We start from the raw sequence: 18,161 nt of genomic DNA, 5'->3' as shown, positions 1-18,161 counted from the left end.
TGTTCAGTCATGGACCGCCGCATTTTCGGGCTGGAGAACGAGTACGGCGTCACATGTACGTTCAGGGGACAGCGCCGCCTGTCTCCCGACGAGGTGGCGCGGTACCTCTTCCGCCGTGTCGTGTCATGGGGCCGCAGCAGCAATGTCTTTCTGCGAAACGGCGCCCGGCTCTATCTCGATGTCGGGTCACATCCGGAATACGCGACACCCGAATGTGACAACGTGACCGAACTGGTCACTCACGACAAGGCCGGCGAGCGCATTCTCGAAGGACTCCTGGTCGACGCCGAACGACGCCTGCACGAGGAAGGAATCGCGGGCGACGTCTACCTCTTCAAGAACAACACGGACTCGGCGGGCAACTCCTACGGTTGCCACGAGAACTATCTGGTGGCCCGGCACGGGGAGTTCTCCCGGCTCGCGGACATCCTCATTCCGTTCCTCGTCACCCGGCAGCTGCTGTGCGGCGCCGGCAAGGTGTTGCAGACGCCGCGCGGTGCGGTGTACTGCGTCAGCCAGCGGGCCGAGCACATCTGGGAGGGCGTCTCCTCGGCGACCACCCGCTCCCGGCCCATCATCAACACGCGCGACGAACCGCACGCGGACGCCGAGCGCTACCGCCGGCTGCATGTCATCGTCGGCGACTCCAACATGTCCGAGACCACCATGCTGCTCAAGGTCGGAGCGACCGACCTGGTGCTGCGCATGATCGAGGCGGGCACGGTGATGCGTGACCTGACCCTGGAGAACCCGATCCGGGCGATCCGCGAGGTCAGCCACGACATCACGGGCCGGCGCAAGGTGCGTCTGGCCAGCGGCCGCGAGGCCTCCGCCCTTGAGGTGCAGCGCGAGTACTACGAGAAGGCCGTGGACTTCGTCGAGCGGCGTGGCATCCGCACCGGCGTCGTGGACCAGGTCCTGGAACTGTGGGGCCGCACGCTGGACTCGATCGAGGCCGAGGACCTCGACCGGATCGGCACCGAGATCGACTGGGTGATGAAGTACAAGCTCATCGAGCGGTACCGGGCCAAGAACAACATGACGATGTCGCACCCGCGCGTCGCCCAGATAGACCTCGCCTACCACGACATCCACCGCCGCAGGGGTCTGTACTACCTGCTGGAGCGCAAGGGACAAGCGGCCCGGATCTGCAACGACTTGAAGATCTTCGAGGGCAAGTCCGTTCCGCCGCAGACCACTCGGGCCCGGCTGCGCGGCGACTTCATCCGTCGGGCCCAGGAACAGCGCCGGGACTTCACCGTCGACTGGGTCCACCTGAAGCTCAATGACCAGGCACAGCGCACGGTGTTGTGCAAGGACCCGTTCCGGTCCGTTGACGACCGGGTGGAGAAGCTGATCGCCGGAATGTGAGCGACGAGTTTCGGACCTATCACCGGAACGCAACGCGGGGCGCCGTACGTTTCACGTACGGCGCCCTTCTCACGTCGTAGAGTTGCGCGCACGCAACCCACAAGATCGACCGATTACGAGGCCCTCACCGTGCGCCGACGCTCCGTTCTCATCGCCGTTCCCGCTGGACTGGTCACACTCGCCGCCTGCGGTGACGACGGCTCCGATTCGAGCAAGGCCAGTGACAGCGCGTCGCCCTCGGCGTCGGGGACGTCCGCGGCGCCGCCGCCGAAGATCGTCGACGGACCGCTGCCGGCCATCACGGCGGGCACGAAGTTCGACGAGAAGCCGACGATCGCGAAGGGCAGCGGCGACCCCTCGGAGCAGCTCGCGGTGAAGACGGTGATCGCCGGCGGCGGCACCACCGTCGCGGAGAACGACTACGTCCAGGCGAACTACCTCGGCCAGGTCTGGGACACGGCGAAGGTCTTCGACAACTCCTACGACCGCAAGACACCGCTGGTCATCCAGCTCGCCGCGGGCGCCATCATCGACGGCTGGCGGTACGGCCTGGCGGGCAAGAAGGTCGGCAGCCGGGTGGAGATGGCCGTCCCGCCCACCTGGGGCTACGGCTCGCAGGGCAACGAGCAGGCGGGCATCAAGGGCACGGACACCCTGGTCTTCGTCGTCGACATCCAGGCCGCGTTCAACGCCAAGAGCTCCGCCAAGGGGAAGAACGTCGCGCAGGACAACACGGACCTGCCCAAGGTCGGCACCAACACCGACGGCAAGGCCCCCTCGATCGAGGTCCCCAAGGCCGACCCGCCGACCAAGCTCGTGGCGGACTACGTCATCGAGGGCGACGGCGAGGTGGTCGCCGCCGAGGACTCCGTGCTGGTGCAGTACAAGGGTGTGCTCTGGGCCACGGGCAAGGAGTTCGACTCCTCCTACAGCCGCAGCCAGCTGACGTCCTTCTCCCTCCAGCAGGTCGTCAAGGGCTGGGCCGAGGGCCTGACCGGCAAGAAGGTCGGCAGCCGCGTCCTCATCGTGGTCCCCCCGGCGCTGGGCTACGGCGACAGCCCGCCGGCCGGCAGCGGCATCGAGAAGGACTCCGTGCTGGTCTTCTCGGTGGACATCCTCTCCAAGATGTAGCCGGCCGCGGATCGCCGTGCGCGACCCGTCCCCGCGCCCCGGCACGGCCGGGATGAAAGACTGGGCGCGTTGGAGTTTCCGTAGAACACGCAGGAGCGAGACGTGAGCATCGACAAGCCCGAGATCGACTTCCCGGGCGGCGAGCCCCCCAAGGACCTGGAGATCAAGGACGTCTGGGAGGGCGACGGCCCGGTGGCGAAGGCGGGCGACACCGTCTCCGTGCACTACGTGGGCGTGGCCTTCTCGTCCGGCGAGGAGTTCGACGCGTCCTGGAACCGGGGCACGCCGCTTCAGTTCCAGCTCGGTGTCGGTCAGGTCATCGCCGGCTGGGACCAGGGTGTGCAGGGCATGAAGGTCGGCGGCCGCCGCCAGCTGACCATCCCGCCGCACCTGGCCTACGGCGACCGCGGTGCCGGTGGCCGGATCAAGCCGGGCGAGACGCTGATCTTCGTCTGCGACCTGATCGGGGTCTGATCGCCGTACCGCGATCATCAAGGATCCGGTTGTGGTCTGATCGTCGTGCGGGTGTCGTACGCGGTCCGACCGGACCTGATCGGTTGGGGTCCATGCCTGTCCGGGCATGGGCCCTCGGCTTTTGCCGCCGTACTGTGGAGCGGTAGGTTCATCGGTCGGAAGCACCAGAGGGGAAGGCGAAGGGCGTCGATGGCCATTGCCAAGGCCGAGCGGTTGATGAACCTGGCGTTGTGTCTGCTCGGGACCCGGCGCCCGCTCAGCAAGCGGGAGCTTCGGGAGTCCATCGAGGCCTATCTCGAAGCGGGCAGCGACGACTCCTTCAACCGCATGTTCGAGCGCGACAAGGACGATCTGCGCGAGCTGGGCCTGGTCATCGAGACCGTGGAGAACCTCGACGGAGACGTCGGCTATCTCGCCCGCCGTGACAGCAACCGGCTGCCGCCCATCACGCTGGACGCCGAGGAGGCCGCCGCCCTCGGACTCGCCGCCAAGGTGTGGCAGCAGGTCAGACTGGCCGGCGCGGCCAGCGGCGCACTCCAGAAACTGCGCGCCGCGGGACTGCCCGAGGACGTCGACCCGTACGAGGCCCACGGCGCCCTCGAACCGCGGATCCCCGTGCACGAGGCCGCGTTCGAGCCCCTGATGCTCGCCTGCCGCGACCGGCGCCCCGTCTCCTTCGAGTACCGCAAGGCCACCGCCGCCCACCCCGAGACCCGGCAGGTCGAACCGTGGGCGCTGGAGTGCTGGCGCGGCCACTGGTACCTGGCCGGCTGGGACCGCGACCGCAGCGCCGAGCGGGTCTTCCGGCTGTCGCGGATCACCGGCAAGGTGCGCGCCCGCAACGGCCGGTTCACCGCGACCGTCCCCGATGTCGTCACCGTCCGCGAGACCGTGGCCGGCTGGGCCGGTGAGACCGCCGACCGCAGCGCGCGCATCCGGCTGCGCTCGGGCGCCGGCTACCCCCTGCGGGCGAAGGCCGCGTCCGTACGGGAACTCGGCGACGGCTGGGACGAGTTGGAGATTCCGTACGGTCATGGCCTGGACGCCTGGCTGGTGGAGTTCGGGCCCGACGTGGTGGTCCTGGAGCCGGCCGAGCTGCGCGCCGATGTGATGGACCGGCTGCGTGCCGTGGCCAAGGGCTGAGGGGGAGCGGAGAAGAACAGTGGCCGGCAAACCGATCAGACCCGTGAACGCCATCGACCAGACCCGGCGGATGCTCTCGCTGGTGACCTACCTCAAGGAGCGGCCGGGCGCCCGGATCGAGGACGTCGCCCGCGCCTTCGGCATCACCGAGGACGAGCTCGTCTCCGACCTCGACGTACTGCCCATGTGCGGCACCAGCTTCCGCGGCGGCGATCTGCTCGACATCGACACCGACGGCGAGCGCATCTGGTGGCACAACCCCGCCGCCCTCGGCGCGGAGGCGGCCGAACCGCTGCGCCTGGCCGCCGACGAGGCGACCGCGCTGCTCGTCGCCGCGCGTGCCGTCTCCACCCTCCCCGGCCTGCGCGAGAGCGACCGGCAGGCGCTGCTGCGGGCCACCGCCAAGGTGGAGACCGCGGCCGGTGAGGCGGCCGGCGCCAGCTCCCGGCTGTCCGTGACCTTCGAGTCCGAGGGCGGCGTCTTCGCGGACGTCGACCGCGCGATCTCCGAGCGGCGCCGGCTGTGGATCCGCTACTACTCACCCGCTCGCGACGAGCTCACCGAGCGCGAGATCGACCCGATCCGGCTGGTCAGCGTCGGTCACACCTACGTGGAGGCGTGGTGCCGCCGCTCCGAGGCGCGCCGCACCTTCCGGCTCGACCGGGTCGCGGAGATCAAGGTCCTCGACGAGCCGTCCGCGCCGCCCGAGGTCGAGCTGCGCGATCTGTCGGAGGGGCTCGTCCAGCCCGCCGCCGAGGACCCGGAGGTCGTGGTCGAGGTCGGTCCCGGCGGGCGCTGGGTCGCCGAGTACTACCCGCACGACAGTGCGGATGAACTCCCCGACGGCGGGCTGCGTATCACTCTGCGCACCCCCGACCCGGCGTCGCTCAGACGCCTGGCGCTGCGGCTCGGGGCCGACGGCCGGATCGTCGCGCCCCCGGAGCTGGCCGACAGCGCCCGGCAGGCCGCGCGCGAGGCGCTGGCGGCGTACGACGGCATCGAGGCGCGCCGGACGGCGGGTGCGGTGGGCAACGGGCAGGAGTGAGCCGCGGGGCACGCCGATGCCGGGCCGCGGGACCGTGGGCGGGCGTGACCCCCAGGGGCGGGGTGCCGCTCGCCTCCGCGACACCGGGCGGCCGGGCCGGCGGGCGCAGGACACGAAGGGGAGCTGGGGCTTTGAGCGAGTTGATGTCGACCGGGACACGGGGCATGACGGTGGCCTCCGCGTTCGCCGGGATGAGGAATGTGGCTCCTGTGGTGTTCCGGGCGGGCTGCCCGGACTGCCGGGGCCGCTTCGAGCTCGCCGCGAGCGCCCTGCGGCTGGCCATCGGCGGCAGCAGCCGCACCACGTTCTACTCCTTCACCTGCCCCGACTGCGGGACCGCCGTCCGCAAGCCGGCCGGCGAACGGATCGTGGAGCTGCTCACCGGAGGCGGCGTCAGCACCCTCAGACTCCACTCGACCCTCTGAGCCACCGGCAGCCCTCCGACGCCCCGCGCGTCCGGCCCCGGAGTCCGGACCGTCTAGGCTCGACCCATGTTCTGGGCGATGTTCGCGGTAGCGGTGGGATTCCTGGGGATCGTGGTGCTCGGCGTGCTCGCCGTCCGCGTGTTCGTCGAGGCGGAGCGCCTCGGTCGGCAGGTCTCGGACTCCGCGCAGCGCATCGGCCGTGCCGCCGAGGAACTGGAGCGGGCGTCCGTGAACACCGCCCGTTCCGCGGAATCCCTGTGATCCCGGCTCCCTGAGTCCCGCGTCGCACGCGATTTGGGCGGCTTCGCCCTGTCACCCGGCCACATCCGGCAGGTACGCTGCTGATCGCGGCCCGCAGACGAGGCGCGGACCGTGGACCGGGAGTACGCACGGGGATTGCTTGGCGTTTACCCCTGCGCGTTACGATCGCTGCACACGGCAGTCGGACTGGTGTCCGACCGGCCGGCCAGCACCCCACCCAGCCGCCTCGGTGAGAAGGTAAAGACTTATGTTCGGAAGGCTCGGCGCCCCCGAGATCATTCTCATCCTCGTCGTCATCATCCTGCTGTTCGGCGCGAAGAAGCTTCCGGACATGGCGCGCTCGCTCGGCAAGTCCGCGCGGATCCTCAAGAGCGAGGCCAAGGCCATGAAGGACGACGGCAGCAAGAGCACCGCTCCCGCCGACCCGCCGCAGACGGACGAGCAGGCCGCCCCGGCTCAGCGCATCATCCAGGCCTCGCCCGGCGACGTGACCAGCTCGCGCCCGGTCACCGAGCCGACGGACTCCACCAAGCGCTGACGCAGGGCCGGTGACCTCCGGCCCGCTGCACGAGATGGGAACGTGGGTTGCTGAAGTCTGCCCGCAAGCAGGAGAAGGATCCCGAGGGGCGGATGCCCCTCGCGGAACATCTTCGTGAGCTCCGCAACCGGCTCGCGAAGGCCTTGCTGGCCATCGTGCTCGTCACGGTCGTGGCCGCCTTCTTCTACAACGACATCATCAACTTCTTCACCAAGCCGATCCTCGAATCGGTCGGCTGCTCACAGTCGTTCGAGGACCTGGCGAACTCGGACTCGACCCAGCCCTGCGCGCAGATCACCATCAACGGTCTGCTGACGCCCTTCACGCTCGCCCTGAAGGTCTCCCTCATGGCGGGTGTCGTCCTGGCCTCGCCGGTCTGGCTCTACCAGCTGTGGGCGTTCGTCGCGCCCGGACTCCACCGGCACGAGAAGAAGTACGCCTACGGCTTCGTCGCCACCGGCTTCCCGCTCTTCCTCGTCGGCGCCTTCTTCGCCTACAAGGTGCTGCCCACCACGGCGAAGGTCCTGATCGAGTTCACGCCGTACCAGGTCGACAACCTGCTGCCGCTGGACGATCTGCTCGACCTCGTCACCCGCATGGTCATCGTCTTCGGCCTCTCCTTCGAACTGCCCCTGCTGCTGGTCCTGCTGAACTTCAGCGGCGCCATCACCGGCCGGCGCATGCTCGGCTGGTGGCGCGCCATGATCATGGGCATCACGGTCTTCGCCGCCGTCGCCACCCCCAGCACCGACCCGCTGACGATGATCATGCTCGCTGGGCCGATCTGGATCCTGTACTTCGCCGCCGTGGCCATCTCGATGGTCAACGACCGCCGCAGGCGCCGCCGCGAGGCCGAGGGACCGGACGACGACGAGGCCTCCGACCTCGACCTCACCCCCGACGGAATCGGTGAGATCGAGCCCGTCTCGGCCAGCCGGGCCCTGCCCGAGCAGTCGGGCACGGAGCGGGTCAACGGTTATGACGACGTGACCTGAAGATCGCCGGGGTCCTCGTAGGGTCTGTGGAATGACCGGCGAGATCACCCTCTTCGTCAACCCCACCGCGGGTCGCGGCCGGGGCGCCCACGCGGCGCAACCGGCCGCTTCCGCGTTGCGGGCCGCCGGCTTCCCGGTCCGTACGGTCCTCGGGGAGAACGCCGCCGACGCCCTGGCCCGCGCCCGCGCGGCCGTCGCGGACGGCACCCGCGCCCTGGTCGCCGTCGGCGGCGACGGCATGGCGAACCTCGCCCTCCAGGCCGTCGCCGGCACCCGCACCCCGCTCGGCCTCGTCGCCGTCGGCACCGGCAACGACTTCGCCCGCACCCTTGGCCTGCCCGTACGGGACCCGGCCGCCGCGGGCCGCCTGATCGCAGAGTCGCTCAAGGAGGAGCGGCTGCGCGCGATCGACCTCGGCCGGGTCGGCGACCGCTGGTTCGCCACCGTGCTCGCCACCGGCTTCGACTCCCGTGTCAACGACCGCGGCAACCGCATGAGATGGCCCGCCGGCCGCCTCAAGTACGACCTCGCGATGGTCGCCGAACTGGCCGCGTTCCGGCCCTACCCGTACCGGATCACCCTGGACGACGGGGCCGTCCGCGAGATCGAGGCGACCCTCGTCGCGGTCGGCAACGGATCCTCGTACGGCGGCGGTATGCGGATCTGTCCCGGCGCCGACCCCGCCGACGGACTGTTCGACATCACCGTGGTCGGGGACTGCGGCCGCGCGACGCTCGTCCGGGTGTTCCCGCGCGTGTACCGGGGCACCCACGTCGACCACCCCAAGGTCACCGTGCACCGCGCCGCGAAGATCGAGGTCGTGGCCGAGGGGCTCACCGGGTACGCCGACGGGGAGCCGCTCGGACCGCTGCCGCTGACCGCGCGCTGTGTGCCCGGCGCGCTCCGGGTCCTGTCCCCCTGAGCTGCGCGGATCACCGGATTCACGGCGGCGATCCGGATAATGATCGTCCTGTTGTCAGTGCGGCCCGGTACGCTCGAAAGCACGATGACAGAGGACCTCTCACCTGCCGAGCGGTATGCGGCAGCCCGCAGGCGCAACGCCGAGCAGGCCACCGCGCTCGCACCCTTCCGCGAGATGTACGACTTCGGCCTCGACCCCTTCCAGATCGAGGCCTGCGAGGCACTGGAGTCCGGCAAGGGCGTGCTGGTCGCGGCCCCCACCGGATCCGGCAAGACGATCGTCGGCGAGTTCGCCGTCCACCTCGCCCTCACCCAGGGCAGAAAGTGCTTCTACACGACACCCATCAAGGCGCTGTCGAACCAGAAGTACGCCGACCTGTGCCGCCGTTACGGCGCGGACAAGGTAGGCCTGCTCACCGGCGACAACAGCGTCAACGCCGACGCCCCGGTGGTCGTGATGACCACCGAGGTGCTGCGGAACATGCTGTACGCGGGCTCGCAGACCCTCCTCGGCCTCGGCTATGTGGTCATGGACGAGGTGCACTACCTCTCCGACCGCTTCCGCGGCGCCGTGTGGGAGGAAGTGATCATCCACCTGCCCGAGTCGGTGACCCTGGTCTCGCTCTCGGCGACCGTGTCCAACGCCGAGGAGTTCGGCGACTGGCTCGACACGGTCCGCGGCGACACCGAGGTGATCGTCTCCGAGCACCGGCCCGTGCCGCTGTTCCAGCACGTGCTCGCCGGACGCCGGATGTACGACCTGTTCGAGGAGGGCGAGGGCCAGAAGAAGGCCGTCAACCCCGATCTGACGCGAATGGCCCGCATGGAGGCGAGCCGGCCGTCGTACCAGGACCGCAAGCGCGGGCGCGCCATGCGCGAGGCCGACCGCGAGCGGGAGCGCAGACAGCGCTCGCGCGTGTGGATCCCCAGCCGCCCCGAGGTCATCGAGCGCCTCGACAACGAGGGCCTGCTGCCCGCCATCACCTTCATCTTCAGCCGCGCCGCCTGCGAGGCCGCCGTCCAGCAGTGCCTGCACGCCGGACTCAGACTCAACGACGACGAGTCCCGCGCGAAGGTCCGCGCACTCGTCGAGGAGCGCACCGCCTCCATCCCCAACGAGGACCTGCACGTCCTGGGGTACTACGAGTGGCTGGAAGGCCTGGAGCGCGGTATCGCCGCCCACCACGCCGGCATGCTCCCGACCTTCAAGGAGGTCGTCGAGGAACTGTTCGTGCGCGGCCTCGTGAAGGCCGTGTTCGCCACCGAGACCCTCGCCCTCGGCATCAACATGCCCGCGCGGTCCGTGGTCCTGGAGAAGCTCGTCAAGTGGAACGGCGAACAGCACGCCGACATCACCCCCGGCGAGTACACCCAGCTCACCGGCCGGGCCGGCCGGCGCGGCATCGACGTCGAGGGCCACGCCGTGGTGCTCTGGCAGCGCGCGATGAGCCCCGAGCACCTCGCCGGACTCGCCGGCACCCGGACCTATCCGCTGCGCTCCAGCTTCAAGCCGTCGTACAACATGGCGGTCAACCTGGTCGAGCAGTTCGGCCGGCACCGCTCGCGCGAACTTCTGGAGACCTCCTTCGCACAGTTCCAGGCCGACCGCTCGGTCGTCGGGATCTCGCGACAGGTGCAGCGCAACGAGGAAGGGCTCGAGGGCTACAAGGAGTCCATGACCTGCCACCTCGGCGACTTCGAGGAGTATGCGCGGCTGCGCCGCGAACTCAAGGACCGCGAGACCGAGTTGGCCCGCCAGGGCGTGGCCCAGCGGCGCGCCGACGCCGCCGTCGCGCTGGAGCGGCTCAAGCCCGGCGACGTCATCCACGTCCCCACCGGGAAGTACGCCGGGCTCGCCCTGGTGCTCGACCCCGGTCTGCCCGCCGGCCGGTCCAACGGCCACCGTGGATTCGAGGCGCACGACGGGCCACGGCCCCTGGTGCTGACCGTCGAGCGGCAGGTCAAGCGGCTCGCCTCGATCGACTTCCCGGTGCCCGTCGAGGCCCTGGAGCGGATGCGGATCCCGAAGTCGTTCAACCCCCGCTCACCGCAGTCCCGCCGCGATCTGGCGTCCGCGCTGCGCACCAAGGCCGGGCACATCCCGGCCGAACGGCACCGCAAGCAGCGGTCGCAGGCCGCCGACGACCGCGAGATCGCCCGCCTGCGCAGCGCGCTGCGCGCGCACCCGTGCCACGGCTGCCAGGACCGTGAGGACCACGCCCGCTGGGCCGAGCGGTACTACCGGCTGCTGCGGGACACCTCGCAGCTGGAGCGGCGGATCGAGGGGCGCACCAACACGATCGCCCGCACCTTCGACCGGATCGTCGCGCTCCTCACCGACCTGGACTATCTGCGCGACGACGAGGTCACCGAGCACGGCAAGCGACTCGCCCGGCTCTACGGCGAACTCGACCTGCTGGCCAGCGAGTGCCTGCGCGCCGGTGTCTGGGAGGGCCTGGCCCCCGCCGAACTCGCCGCGTGTGTCTCCGCGCTGGTGTATGAGGCGCGGGTCAGCGACGACGCGATGGCGCCCAAGGTGCCGTCCGGCAAGGCCAAGGCCGCGCTGGGGGAGATGGTGCGGATCTGGGGGCGTCTCGACGCCCTGGAAGAGGACTTCCGGATCACCCAGACCGAAGGTGTGGGGCAGCGTGAGCCGGATCTCGGGTTCGCCTGGGCCGCGTACATGTGGGCCTCCGGGACCGGGCTCGACGAGGTGCTTCGGGAGGCGGAGATGCCGGCCGGGGACTTTGTGCGGTGGTGCAAGCAGGTGATTGACGTGCTGGGGCAGATCCAGGCGGCGGCGCCGGCCGGGTCCACCGTGGGGAAGGCTGCGCGTAAGGCGGTGGAGGGGTTGTTGCGGGGGGTTGTGGCGTACTCGTCGGTCGGGTGACGGGGCGCTCGCGCCGGCGGTGCGTTGATGGGTGCCAGTGCCAGTGCCAGTGCGGGTGCGGGTGCGTTGTGGCTTGTCGCGCAGTTCCCCGCGCCCCTAGGGGGCTGCGCTAGCCCCTGTTCAGATATGAGCGCCAGCCTCCATGTGCCGTGATGTCCTCTGCGTTCTTCAGTGCTGTTGGTTCGCAGAGGAAGCCTGGCAGTGTTGTGCCGTCCGCAAGTTCCACTCTGCCCAGGGTCATGGGGTGGGGGAGGGCTGTCAGTAGGCGGCCCAGGGACTCCTGGGGCAGACGCCAGATCTCTGTTTCGATGGGTGCGCCGCCCTCTGGGACCCGTACCAAGCCCGGCTTCCGGGGGTTCGTTTGCAGGGCGTACATGCGGTACTTCGGGGCCGTTGTTGTTGTGCGGGTCAGTCGGGCGCCCAATGCGAGGAGTTGGGGGTTCAGGGGTTGGCCTGTCAGGTGGGCGCCTACTACCGCCAGGGTTGCCTCGGGTTCCAGTAGGTGGGCGATCTGGGTCAGCCGGCTGTCCGTGAAGGCTCGGCCGATCAGCATCGCGCCGAAGGGGAGGCCCCGTACCTCTCCCGCGGGGACCGCCGCAGCCGCCAGGTCGAACAGGTTGGTGGAGTTGGTGAAGCGGCCCAGGCGGGCGTTGCTGCCCAGTGGGTCGGCCGCCACCTGGGCGAGGGTGGGGTGGCCGGGGGCCGTGGGGAGGAACAGGGCGTCCGCGTCGGCGAGTTCCGCGAGCGCCTCGGCGCGGAGGGTGGCCAGCCGGGCCTGGTCGGCGAAGAGACGGTGGGCCGGGAGGTCGCGGGCCCGGGTGATGATGCCGGCGACGGTCGGGTCCAGGTCCCCGCTGTCTGCCGCGAGCGACTTGTCGATGAACTCACCTACGGCCGTGTAGCGTTCGGCGACCAGCGCGCCGCCGTAGAGCATGGACGCGGCCTCGGTGAAGGGGGAGAGGTCGAGGGTGCGGATCTCCGCGCCGGCCGACTCCAGACGGGCCACCGCGCTCTCGTACGCCTCCGCCCAGCCCTCGTCCAGTTCGCCCAGCTGCTCGCGGGGAGGGACGGCGATGCGCCACGGGCCCGGGGTGCGCGGCCGGGTCGGTGGGAGGTCCCGGGCGGGTGGGGCCGCCATGTGGGACAGGGCGGTCTCCGCCTCTCCGAGGGTGCGGGCGAAGACCGTCACGCAGTCGATCGAGGCGCAGGCCGGGACCACGCCCGTGGTCGGGACCAGGCCGCGGGTCGGCTTGAGGCCGACGATGCCGTTGAAGGCGGCCGGGACCCGGCCCGAGCCCGCGGTGTCCGTGCCGAGGGCGAGGTCGGCGATGCCGAGCGCGACGGCCACGGCCGAGCCGGAGCTCGAACCGCCGCTCACCCGCGCCGGATCATGGGCATTGCGCACCGCGCCGTACGGGGAGCGGGTGCCCACCAGGCCGGTCGCGAACTGGTCCAGATTGGTCGTGCCCAGGACCAGCGCACCGGCCGCGCGCAGCCGGGCGACCACCGGGGCGTCCGACTCCGGCCGGTAGGCGTACGACGGACAGCCCGCGGTCGTGGGCAGTCCCGCCACGTCGATGTTGCCCTTGACGGCCAGCAGGCGTCCGGCCAGGGGCAGGCGTTCACCGGCGGCCACGCGGGCGTCCAGTGCCGCCGCCTCCGTCTCGACGTCCGTGCGGGGGCGCAGGTCGATCCAGATCTCCGGGCGGTCGACGGCGGTGATCCGGTCGTACGCGGCACGGACCCGGTCGAGGGTGGTGGACATGTTCGCTCCTTCGCGCTCAGCTCGTGGCCGGGGCCAGGACGACCAGGGGCGTTCCCGCCTCGACCTGGTCGCCGGGGCGGGCCAGTACCTCGGCCACCACGCCGGCCATCGGCGCGGGCACCCGTGACTCCATCTTCATCGCCTCCAGGGCGAGCAGCGGCTGTCCCGCCGCGACCGTGTCGCCCGGCGCGATGTTCACCTGCCAGACGGAGGCGGCGAACTCGGCCTCGACCAGCCGCCCGCCCTCCGGCACGGTCACCTCGCCGGCCGGCGTGGGCGGCGCCGCCTCCGACTCCGCTCGCGCGAACTCGCCGGCCGCCTCCCACGCGTCCCGCTCCGTCGCGAACGCCGCCCGTTGCCGGAGCCTGAACTCCCCGATGGACTCGGCGTGTTCGGCGAGGAAATCCTCGTACTCCGCCAGCGAGAACGTGCCCTCCTCGATCTGTGGCACAAAGCGGCCGGAGACGATGTCGGCCCGGAGTTCGAGGAGTTCGTCGGCCTCCACCGGATACCAGCGGACGCGGTCGAAGAAGCGCAGCAGCCACGGGGAGCCCGGCTCGAACGCGCCGCGCTGCTGCCAGCCCGACCACACCTGGGTCGTACGCCCCACGAACTGGTAGCCGCCCGGACCCTCCATGCCGTAGACGCAGAGATAGGCGCCGCCGATGCCGACGGAGTTCTCGGCGGTCCAGGTGCGGGCCGGGTTGTACTTCGTGGTCACCAGGCGATGGCGGGGGTCCAGGGGGGTGGCGACCGGGGCGCCGAGGTAGACGTCGCCGAGACCCAGGACCAGGTACTCGGCGTCGAAGACCGTGCGGTACACGTCGTCCACCGAGTCGAGGCCGTTGACGCGGCGGATGAACTCGATGTTCCACGGGCACCAGGGCGCGTCGTCGCGGACGCCCGCCATGTAGCGGGCGATGGCCTCACGGGTCGCCGGGTCGTCCCAGGACAGTGGCAGCCGTACCGTGCGGGAGGGGACGGTCAACTGGTCGGTGGGTGGGAGGGTGCCCGCCAAGTGGCGTATCAGGGGCAGGAGTTCGTGCTGTGAACCGCGGGCCGGGTCCGTGCGGATCTGGAGTGAGCGGATGCCCGGGGTGAGTTCGGTGACGCCGTCGAGGTCCGCCCGCTCGACCGCCTCCATCAGTGCGTGGACGCGCATCCGCAGGGCGAGGTCGAGTTGCATGGGGCCGAACTCGACGAGCAGGTTGTCGTCGCCGCTGCGGCGGAAGGTGACATCGCCGTCGCGGGCCAGCACACCGCCGTCGACGATCTCCGGGCGGGGCGAGCCGTCCTCGCGGACGGGGTCAAAGCGGACCGTGTCGCCCGGCCGGAGCTGGCCGAGTTTCCAGCGTTCCCCGCTCAGTACGGTCGCCGGGCAGACGAAGCCGCCGAGGGACGGGCCGTCCGGGCCGAGCAGGACGGGCATGTCGCCGGTGTAGTCGACGGCACCGACGGAGTACGGGGTGTCGTGGATGTTGGAGGGATGCAGACCGGCCTCGCCGCCGTCGGCGCGCGCCCAGCGGGGTTTGGGGCCGACGAGCCGTACGCCGGTCCGCGCCGAGTTGAAGTGCACCTTCCAGTCGGCGGCGTAGAAGTCGCGGATGTCGTCCTCGGTGAAGAACTCCGGTGCCGCGTGCGGCCCTTCGACGGCACCGATGTGCCAGACGGAGCTGAACTCGGGCGGGTCCGTGACCCCGGTGCCCTCGGTGACCGTGCCACCGTGCAGGACGTCACCGGTGCGCAGCGCCCGTCCGCCGTGTCCGCCGAACCGGCCCAGCGTGAAGGTGCTCGCGCTGCCGAGGAACGGCGGGATGTCGAGGCCGCCGGCGACGAGGACGTACGTCCGCAGCCCGGGACCGGTCGGAGCACCGGTCTCCAGGACGGACCCGGCGGGTACCGTCACCGGCTCCCACTGCGGCACGCGTGTGCCGTCGACGGTGACCGGGGCCGGGGCGCCGGTCACGCACACGGTCGTGGCGTGGGTGAAGCGCAGGGCCGGGCCGCGCAGGGTGCATTCCAGTCCGGGGGCGCCCTCCTGGTTGCCGAGGGCACGGTTGCCGAGCCGGAAGGAGCGGTCGTCCATCGGGCCGCTCGGCGGGACACCGACCTGCCAGTGGCCGGTACGGCCCGGCCAGTCCTGGACGGTGGTCAGGGTGCCGGCCGAGACGACCTCGATGCGCGGCGTCGGGTCGCAGACGCCGGCGAGGGTGGCCGTGGAGTGGCCGGCGCGCCGGAAGTCCGGGTCGGCGAGGGCCGCGCGGACCAGACCGAGGTTGGTCTCGATGCCGTCCACACGGGTGCGGGCCAGCGCCGCGTCCAGCCGCTCCAGCGCCCGCTCCCGGTCGGGGCCGTACGCGATCACCTTGGCGAGCAGCGGGTCGTACGACGTGGTCACCTCGGTGCCCGTCTCCACCCAGCCGTCGACGCGTACGCCCGGCGGGAACTCCACCCGGGTCAGCAGTCCCGCGCCGGGCCGGTGGTCGCGGGACGGGTCCTCGGCGTAGACGCGGGCCTCGACGGCGTGGCCGCGCGGCCGACCGGGATCGCGGACAACGTCACGTTCGCCGCGGGCGAGGCGCAGCATCCAGGCGACGAGGTCGACGCCGTACGTCTCCTCCGTGACCGGATGTTCCACCTGGAGGCGGGTGTTGACCTCCAGGAAGTAGGCCTCCTCGCGGACGGCGTCGTAGACGAACTCGACGGTTCCGGCGGAGCGGTAGCCGACCGACGCGCACAGGTCGCGGGCCGCGCTGGTCAGCCGGGTGCGGATGTGATCCGGGAGGCCGGGGGCCGGTGCCTCCTCGACGACCTTCTGGTGGCGGCGCTGGAGTGAGCAGTCCCGGTCGCCGAAGGTGACGACCCGGCCCTCGCCGTCGCCGAAGACCTGCACCTCGACATGGCGGGCGCGCTCGACGAGCCGTTCCAGGAAGACGCCGGCGGAGGAGAAGGACGCGGCGGCGACGCGCTGCACACGCTCCCAGGCCAGGGTCAGTTCACCGGCGTCGCGGCATGCCGACATACCGATGCCGCCGCCTCCGCCGGTCGCCTTGAGCATCACGGGATAGCCGATGTCCGTGGCCGCGGCGAGTGCCTCGTCGAGCGAGGCGAGCAGGTCCGTCCCCGGCGCAAGTGGCACGCCGGCCGCCCGTGCCGCCGCCCGAGCGGTGTGCTTCGCGCCGAACAGCTCCAGCTGCGCCGGCGTCGGACCGACGAACACCAGTCCGGCGTCCTCGCAGCGGCGCGCGAAGGCCGCGTCCTCGGAAAGGAAGCCGTAGCCGGGGTGGATCGCGCCCGCGCCGGTGTCCTCGGCGGCCTTCAGCACCAGTTCCGCGTCGAGGTACGACTCCCGCGCGGGCGCCGGACCGAGCCGCACCGCCTCGTCGGCGAGCCGCACGTGCGGGGCCGAGCGGTCGGGGTCGGAGTACACGGCGACCGTACGCAGGCCGAGTTCGCGGGCGGTGCGGATGACGCGTACGGCTATCTCTCCGCGGTTGGCGACGAGGAGGGTGTCGTAGGTCATGCCGCGGCTCCCGGTGCGGGGTCCGTGATGGCTTCACCGGTCTCCGGGGCGCCGACGGTCATCTCCACCGCCGTGGGCTCGAAGCCGTTGCAGGGGTTGTTGATCTGGGGGCAGTTGGAGACCAGGACGAGGACGTCCCGTTCGGCGCGCAGGACGAGGGAGCGGCCGGGGGCCGAGAGGCCGTCGACGATGCCGAGGGTGCCGTCCTTCTCGACGGGCACGTTCATGTACCAGTTGATGTTGGAGACCAGGTCGCGCTTGCCCAGCCCGTAACGGGCGCCCTCGGCGAGGAAGTTGTCGACGCAGGCGTGCTGGGACCAGGTGTGGTGGCCGTAACGCAGGGAGTTGGACTCCTTGGAGCAGGCGCCGCCGACCGTGTCGTGCCGGCCCACCTCGTCCGCGAGGACCGTCATCAGGGGGGTGTGCTCGTTGGAGAGGAGCACACTGCCGGTGGTGAGGAAGATGCCGCCCTGCGCGTGGATCGTGTCGGGCGCGCTGTAGCGGACGGACGTGTCCCGGGCGTCGTAGACGAGGAAGTCGACGGCCTGGTTGCCGTGCAGGTCGGTGATGGTGAGTGTCTCGCCGGCGCGGACGGTCGCTGACCAGGCGGCACGGGGCGGGACGACGGTGGTGACGGGGGCAGGGGGCGTGGCGGCGGCGGCGGTCACCCCGGCGGTGGCGGTGGCGGTCGGGCCGGCGGTGGCGGTCGTGGCGGACTCCTGGTGTGTCATACGAGCCCCCTCGCGGCGAGGAACTCGGTGGTGTTGAGGAAGGCGCGGCGGCCCTCGGGAGTGGCGTCCCGGAGCGGGTCGTCGGGGCCGGTCGGGGTGGCGCGCCAGGCCAGCACCTCCAGCGGGGTGCTGACGTACTCGGGGCGCGGGTCGGCCGGGTGCGGCACGTTCGCGATCAGTACGGTGACGTCCTGCTCGGCGCGCAGGGTCACACTGGCGCCGGGTCCCGCCGAGCCGGTGAAGTCCAGGGCGCCGTCCGCCCCGACCTCCACGCCCTGGAAGAACGACAGCGAGGGCGGCAGGTCGCGGGGTCCGAGGCCGTTCTTGGCCGCCGCCAGCTTGAACAGTTCGCGGCCGGCGGGGGAGGGGGACTGCGGGGTGCCGTCGCCGTAGCGGGCGGTGTTGCGGGCCAGGGTGGAGGTGCCGCACAGGGCGTCGTGCCGGCCGGAGGTGTCGGCGACGAGCGACGCCAGGACCCGGCCCTGGTCGGACAGGAGCAGCACGCCCGTGCCGAGGTACGCGTTCCACTGCACCTTGACCGTGTCGGCGACGTTGAGCCGCTCCCAGGGCCGGTCGGCGACATACAGCAGCAGGTGGGCGCAGGCGTCGCCGTGCGGGTCGGTGAGCCGCAGTTCGGTGCCGCGGGCCAGCACGCGGTGTGTGTAGTTGCCGCCCGCGACGGTCTCGGCCCACACCAGGGGACCGGCCCCGTCGGGCGGGTCGGGCCAGTCGGCGGCCGGGACGACGGGCATCGCGTCGGCCCGCTCGCCTTCCTGGGCGCGCGCGTGGGCGCGGGCCCCGTCTGTGGTCGAAGTCGCCATCGCGGGAACCTCCGGGGGCGGGCTGGGACTGCGGGGTGTGAGGTGTGAGGTGCGAGGTGCGGAGCGTGTGGTGCGGAGCGTGGGGCGCGGCGTGTCGGTTCGGGCGCCGACAGCGACGGACCGGACC

Annotated in this window: 15 protein-coding genes; 11 read left to right on the top strand and 4 right to left on the bottom strand. The window is 71.3% G+C overall.

The annotated features are described in order from the left end of the window. Positions 1–9: 9 nt before the first annotated feature. From pafA to ACIQAC_RS20855, 11 genes are all read left to right on the top strand, one after another. Positions 10–1,371 (top strand): Pup--protein ligase, encoded by a 1,362-nt coding sequence (pafA, locus tag ACIQAC_RS20905; protein WP_402193147.1) that lies wholly within the window; start codon positions 10–12, stop codon positions 1,369–1,371. 129 nt (positions 1,372–1,500) lie between these two features. Then, complete coding sequence (locus ACIQAC_RS20900; protein WP_402193146.1) at positions 1,501–2,502, top strand: FKBP-type peptidyl-prolyl cis-trans isomerase; 1,002 nt, start codon at positions 1,501–1,503, stop codon at positions 2,500–2,502. A gap of 102 nt (positions 2,503–2,604) precedes the next feature. Further along, positions 2,605–2,976 (top strand): FKBP-type peptidyl-prolyl cis-trans isomerase, encoded by a 372-nt coding sequence (locus ACIQAC_RS20895; protein WP_402193145.1) that lies wholly within the window; start codon positions 2,605–2,607, stop codon positions 2,974–2,976. Positions 2,977–3,165: 189 nt separating this feature from the next. Further along, on the top strand, positions 3,166–4,119 hold the full coding sequence (locus ACIQAC_RS20890; RefSeq protein WP_402193144.1) for a helix-turn-helix transcriptional regulator: 954 nt from the start codon (positions 3,166–3,168) through the stop codon (positions 4,117–4,119). A gap of 19 nt (positions 4,120–4,138) precedes the next feature. Next, positions 4,139–5,164: a helix-turn-helix transcriptional regulator gene (locus ACIQAC_RS20885; protein ID WP_402193143.1), complete on the top strand. Its 1,026-nt coding sequence runs from the start codon at positions 4,139–4,141 to the stop codon at positions 5,162–5,164. A gap of 143 nt (positions 5,165–5,307) precedes the next feature. Beyond that, the gene (locus ACIQAC_RS20880) at positions 5,308–5,589 is read left to right on the top strand and encodes a hypothetical protein (protein ID WP_402193411.1); all 282 of its coding nucleotides are present in this window, start codon (positions 5,308–5,310) and stop codon (positions 5,587–5,589) included. A 66-nt stretch (positions 5,590–5,655) separates the two neighbouring features. Then, complete coding sequence (locus ACIQAC_RS20875) at positions 5,656–5,850, top strand: hypothetical protein (protein ID WP_402193142.1); 195 nt, start codon at positions 5,656–5,658, stop codon at positions 5,848–5,850. A gap of 247 nt (positions 5,851–6,097) precedes the next feature. After that, positions 6,098–6,388, top strand: a complete 291-nt coding sequence (gene tatA, locus ACIQAC_RS20870) for a Sec-independent protein translocase subunit TatA (protein WP_402193141.1) — start codon at positions 6,098–6,100, stop codon at positions 6,386–6,388. A 47-nt stretch (positions 6,389–6,435) separates the two neighbouring features. Further along, complete coding sequence (tatC, locus tag ACIQAC_RS20865) at positions 6,436–7,383, top strand: twin-arginine translocase subunit TatC (RefSeq protein ID WP_402193140.1); 948 nt, start codon at positions 6,436–6,438, stop codon at positions 7,381–7,383. Between the two features lie 31 nt (positions 7,384–7,414). Next, the gene (locus ACIQAC_RS20860) at positions 7,415–8,305 is read left to right on the top strand and encodes a diacylglycerol kinase (protein WP_402193139.1); all 891 of its coding nucleotides are present in this window, start codon (positions 7,415–7,417) and stop codon (positions 8,303–8,305) included. A 39-nt stretch (positions 8,306–8,344) separates the two neighbouring features. Further along, entirely contained in the window at positions 8,345–11,194 is a 2,850-nt protein-coding gene (locus ACIQAC_RS20855) for a DEAD/DEAH box helicase (RefSeq protein WP_402193138.1), read from the top strand. A gap of 109 nt (positions 11,195–11,303) precedes the next feature. Here ACIQAC_RS20855 and atzF read toward each other — a convergent pair whose 3' ends face one another. From atzF to ACIQAC_RS20835, 4 genes are read right to left on the bottom strand one after another with little or no spacing between them, the layout of a single operon-like run. Next, positions 11,304–12,959 carry an allophanate hydrolase gene (atzF, locus tag ACIQAC_RS20850; RefSeq protein ID WP_402193137.1) on the bottom strand — a complete coding sequence of 552 codons (1,656 nt, stop codon included), beginning with the start codon at positions 12,957–12,959 and terminating at the stop codon, positions 11,304–11,306. Positions 12,960–12,975: 16 nt separating this feature from the next. Beyond that, positions 12,976–16,482: a 5-oxoprolinase/urea amidolyase family protein gene (locus tag ACIQAC_RS20845; protein WP_402193136.1), complete on the bottom strand. Its 3,507-nt coding sequence runs from the start codon at positions 16,480–16,482 to the stop codon at positions 12,976–12,978. Further along, positions 16,479–17,213: an urea amidolyase associated protein UAAP2 gene (locus ACIQAC_RS20840; protein ID WP_402193135.1), complete on the bottom strand. Its 735-nt coding sequence runs from the start codon at positions 17,211–17,213 to the stop codon at positions 16,479–16,481. The genes ACIQAC_RS20845 and ACIQAC_RS20840 overlap by 4 nt, the downstream gene beginning before the upstream one ends. Then, entirely contained in the window at positions 17,210–18,034 is an 825-nt protein-coding gene (locus ACIQAC_RS20835; protein ID WP_402193134.1) for an urea amidolyase associated protein UAAP1, read from the bottom strand. The genes ACIQAC_RS20840 and ACIQAC_RS20835 overlap by 4 nt, the downstream gene beginning before the upstream one ends. Positions 18,035–18,161 lie beyond the last annotated feature (127 nt).

This window comes from Streptomyces sp. NPDC088387 (assembly GCF_044753385.1).
Classification (GTDB): domain Bacteria; phylum Actinomycetota; class Actinomycetes; order Streptomycetales; family Streptomycetaceae; genus Streptomyces.
Note: the sequence above shows the minus strand (reverse complement) of the source record. Positions and strands in the feature narration are given on the sequence as shown.

Excerpts from the sequence above, each read along its gene's own strand:
- pafA (WP_402193147.1), top strand. The coding sequence starts at position 10 with ATGGACCGCCGCATTTTCGGGCTGGAGAACGAGTACGGCGTCACATGT.
- ACIQAC_RS20845 (WP_402193136.1), bottom strand. The coding sequence starts at position 16,482 with ATGACCTACGACACCCTCCTCGTCGCCAACCGCGGAGAGATAGCCGTA.
- atzF (WP_402193137.1), bottom strand. The coding sequence starts at position 12,959 with ATGTCCACCACCCTCGACCGGGTCCGTGCCGCGTACGACCGGATCACC.
- ACIQAC_RS20840 (WP_402193135.1), bottom strand. The coding sequence starts at position 17,213 with ATGACACACCAGGAGTCCGCCACGACCGCCACCGCCGGCCCGACCGCC.
- ACIQAC_RS20875 (WP_402193142.1), top strand. The coding sequence starts at position 5,656 with ATGTTCTGGGCGATGTTCGCGGTAGCGGTGGGATTCCTGGGGATCGTG.
- ACIQAC_RS20880 (WP_402193411.1), top strand. The coding sequence starts at position 5,308 with ATGTCGACCGGGACACGGGGCATGACGGTGGCCTCCGCGTTCGCCGGG.
- ACIQAC_RS20890 (WP_402193144.1), top strand. The coding sequence starts at position 3,166 with ATGGCCATTGCCAAGGCCGAGCGGTTGATGAACCTGGCGTTGTGTCTG.
- ACIQAC_RS20860 (WP_402193139.1), top strand. The coding sequence starts at position 7,415 with ATGACCGGCGAGATCACCCTCTTCGTCAACCCCACCGCGGGTCGCGGC.
- ACIQAC_RS20855 (WP_402193138.1), top strand. The coding sequence starts at position 8,345 with ATGATCGTCCTGTTGTCAGTGCGGCCCGGTACGCTCGAAAGCACGATG.
- tatA (WP_402193141.1), top strand. The coding sequence starts at position 6,098 with ATGTTCGGAAGGCTCGGCGCCCCCGAGATCATTCTCATCCTCGTCGTC.
- ACIQAC_RS20835 (WP_402193134.1), bottom strand. The coding sequence starts at position 18,034 with ATGGCGACTTCGACCACAGACGGGGCCCGCGCCCACGCGCGCGCCCAG.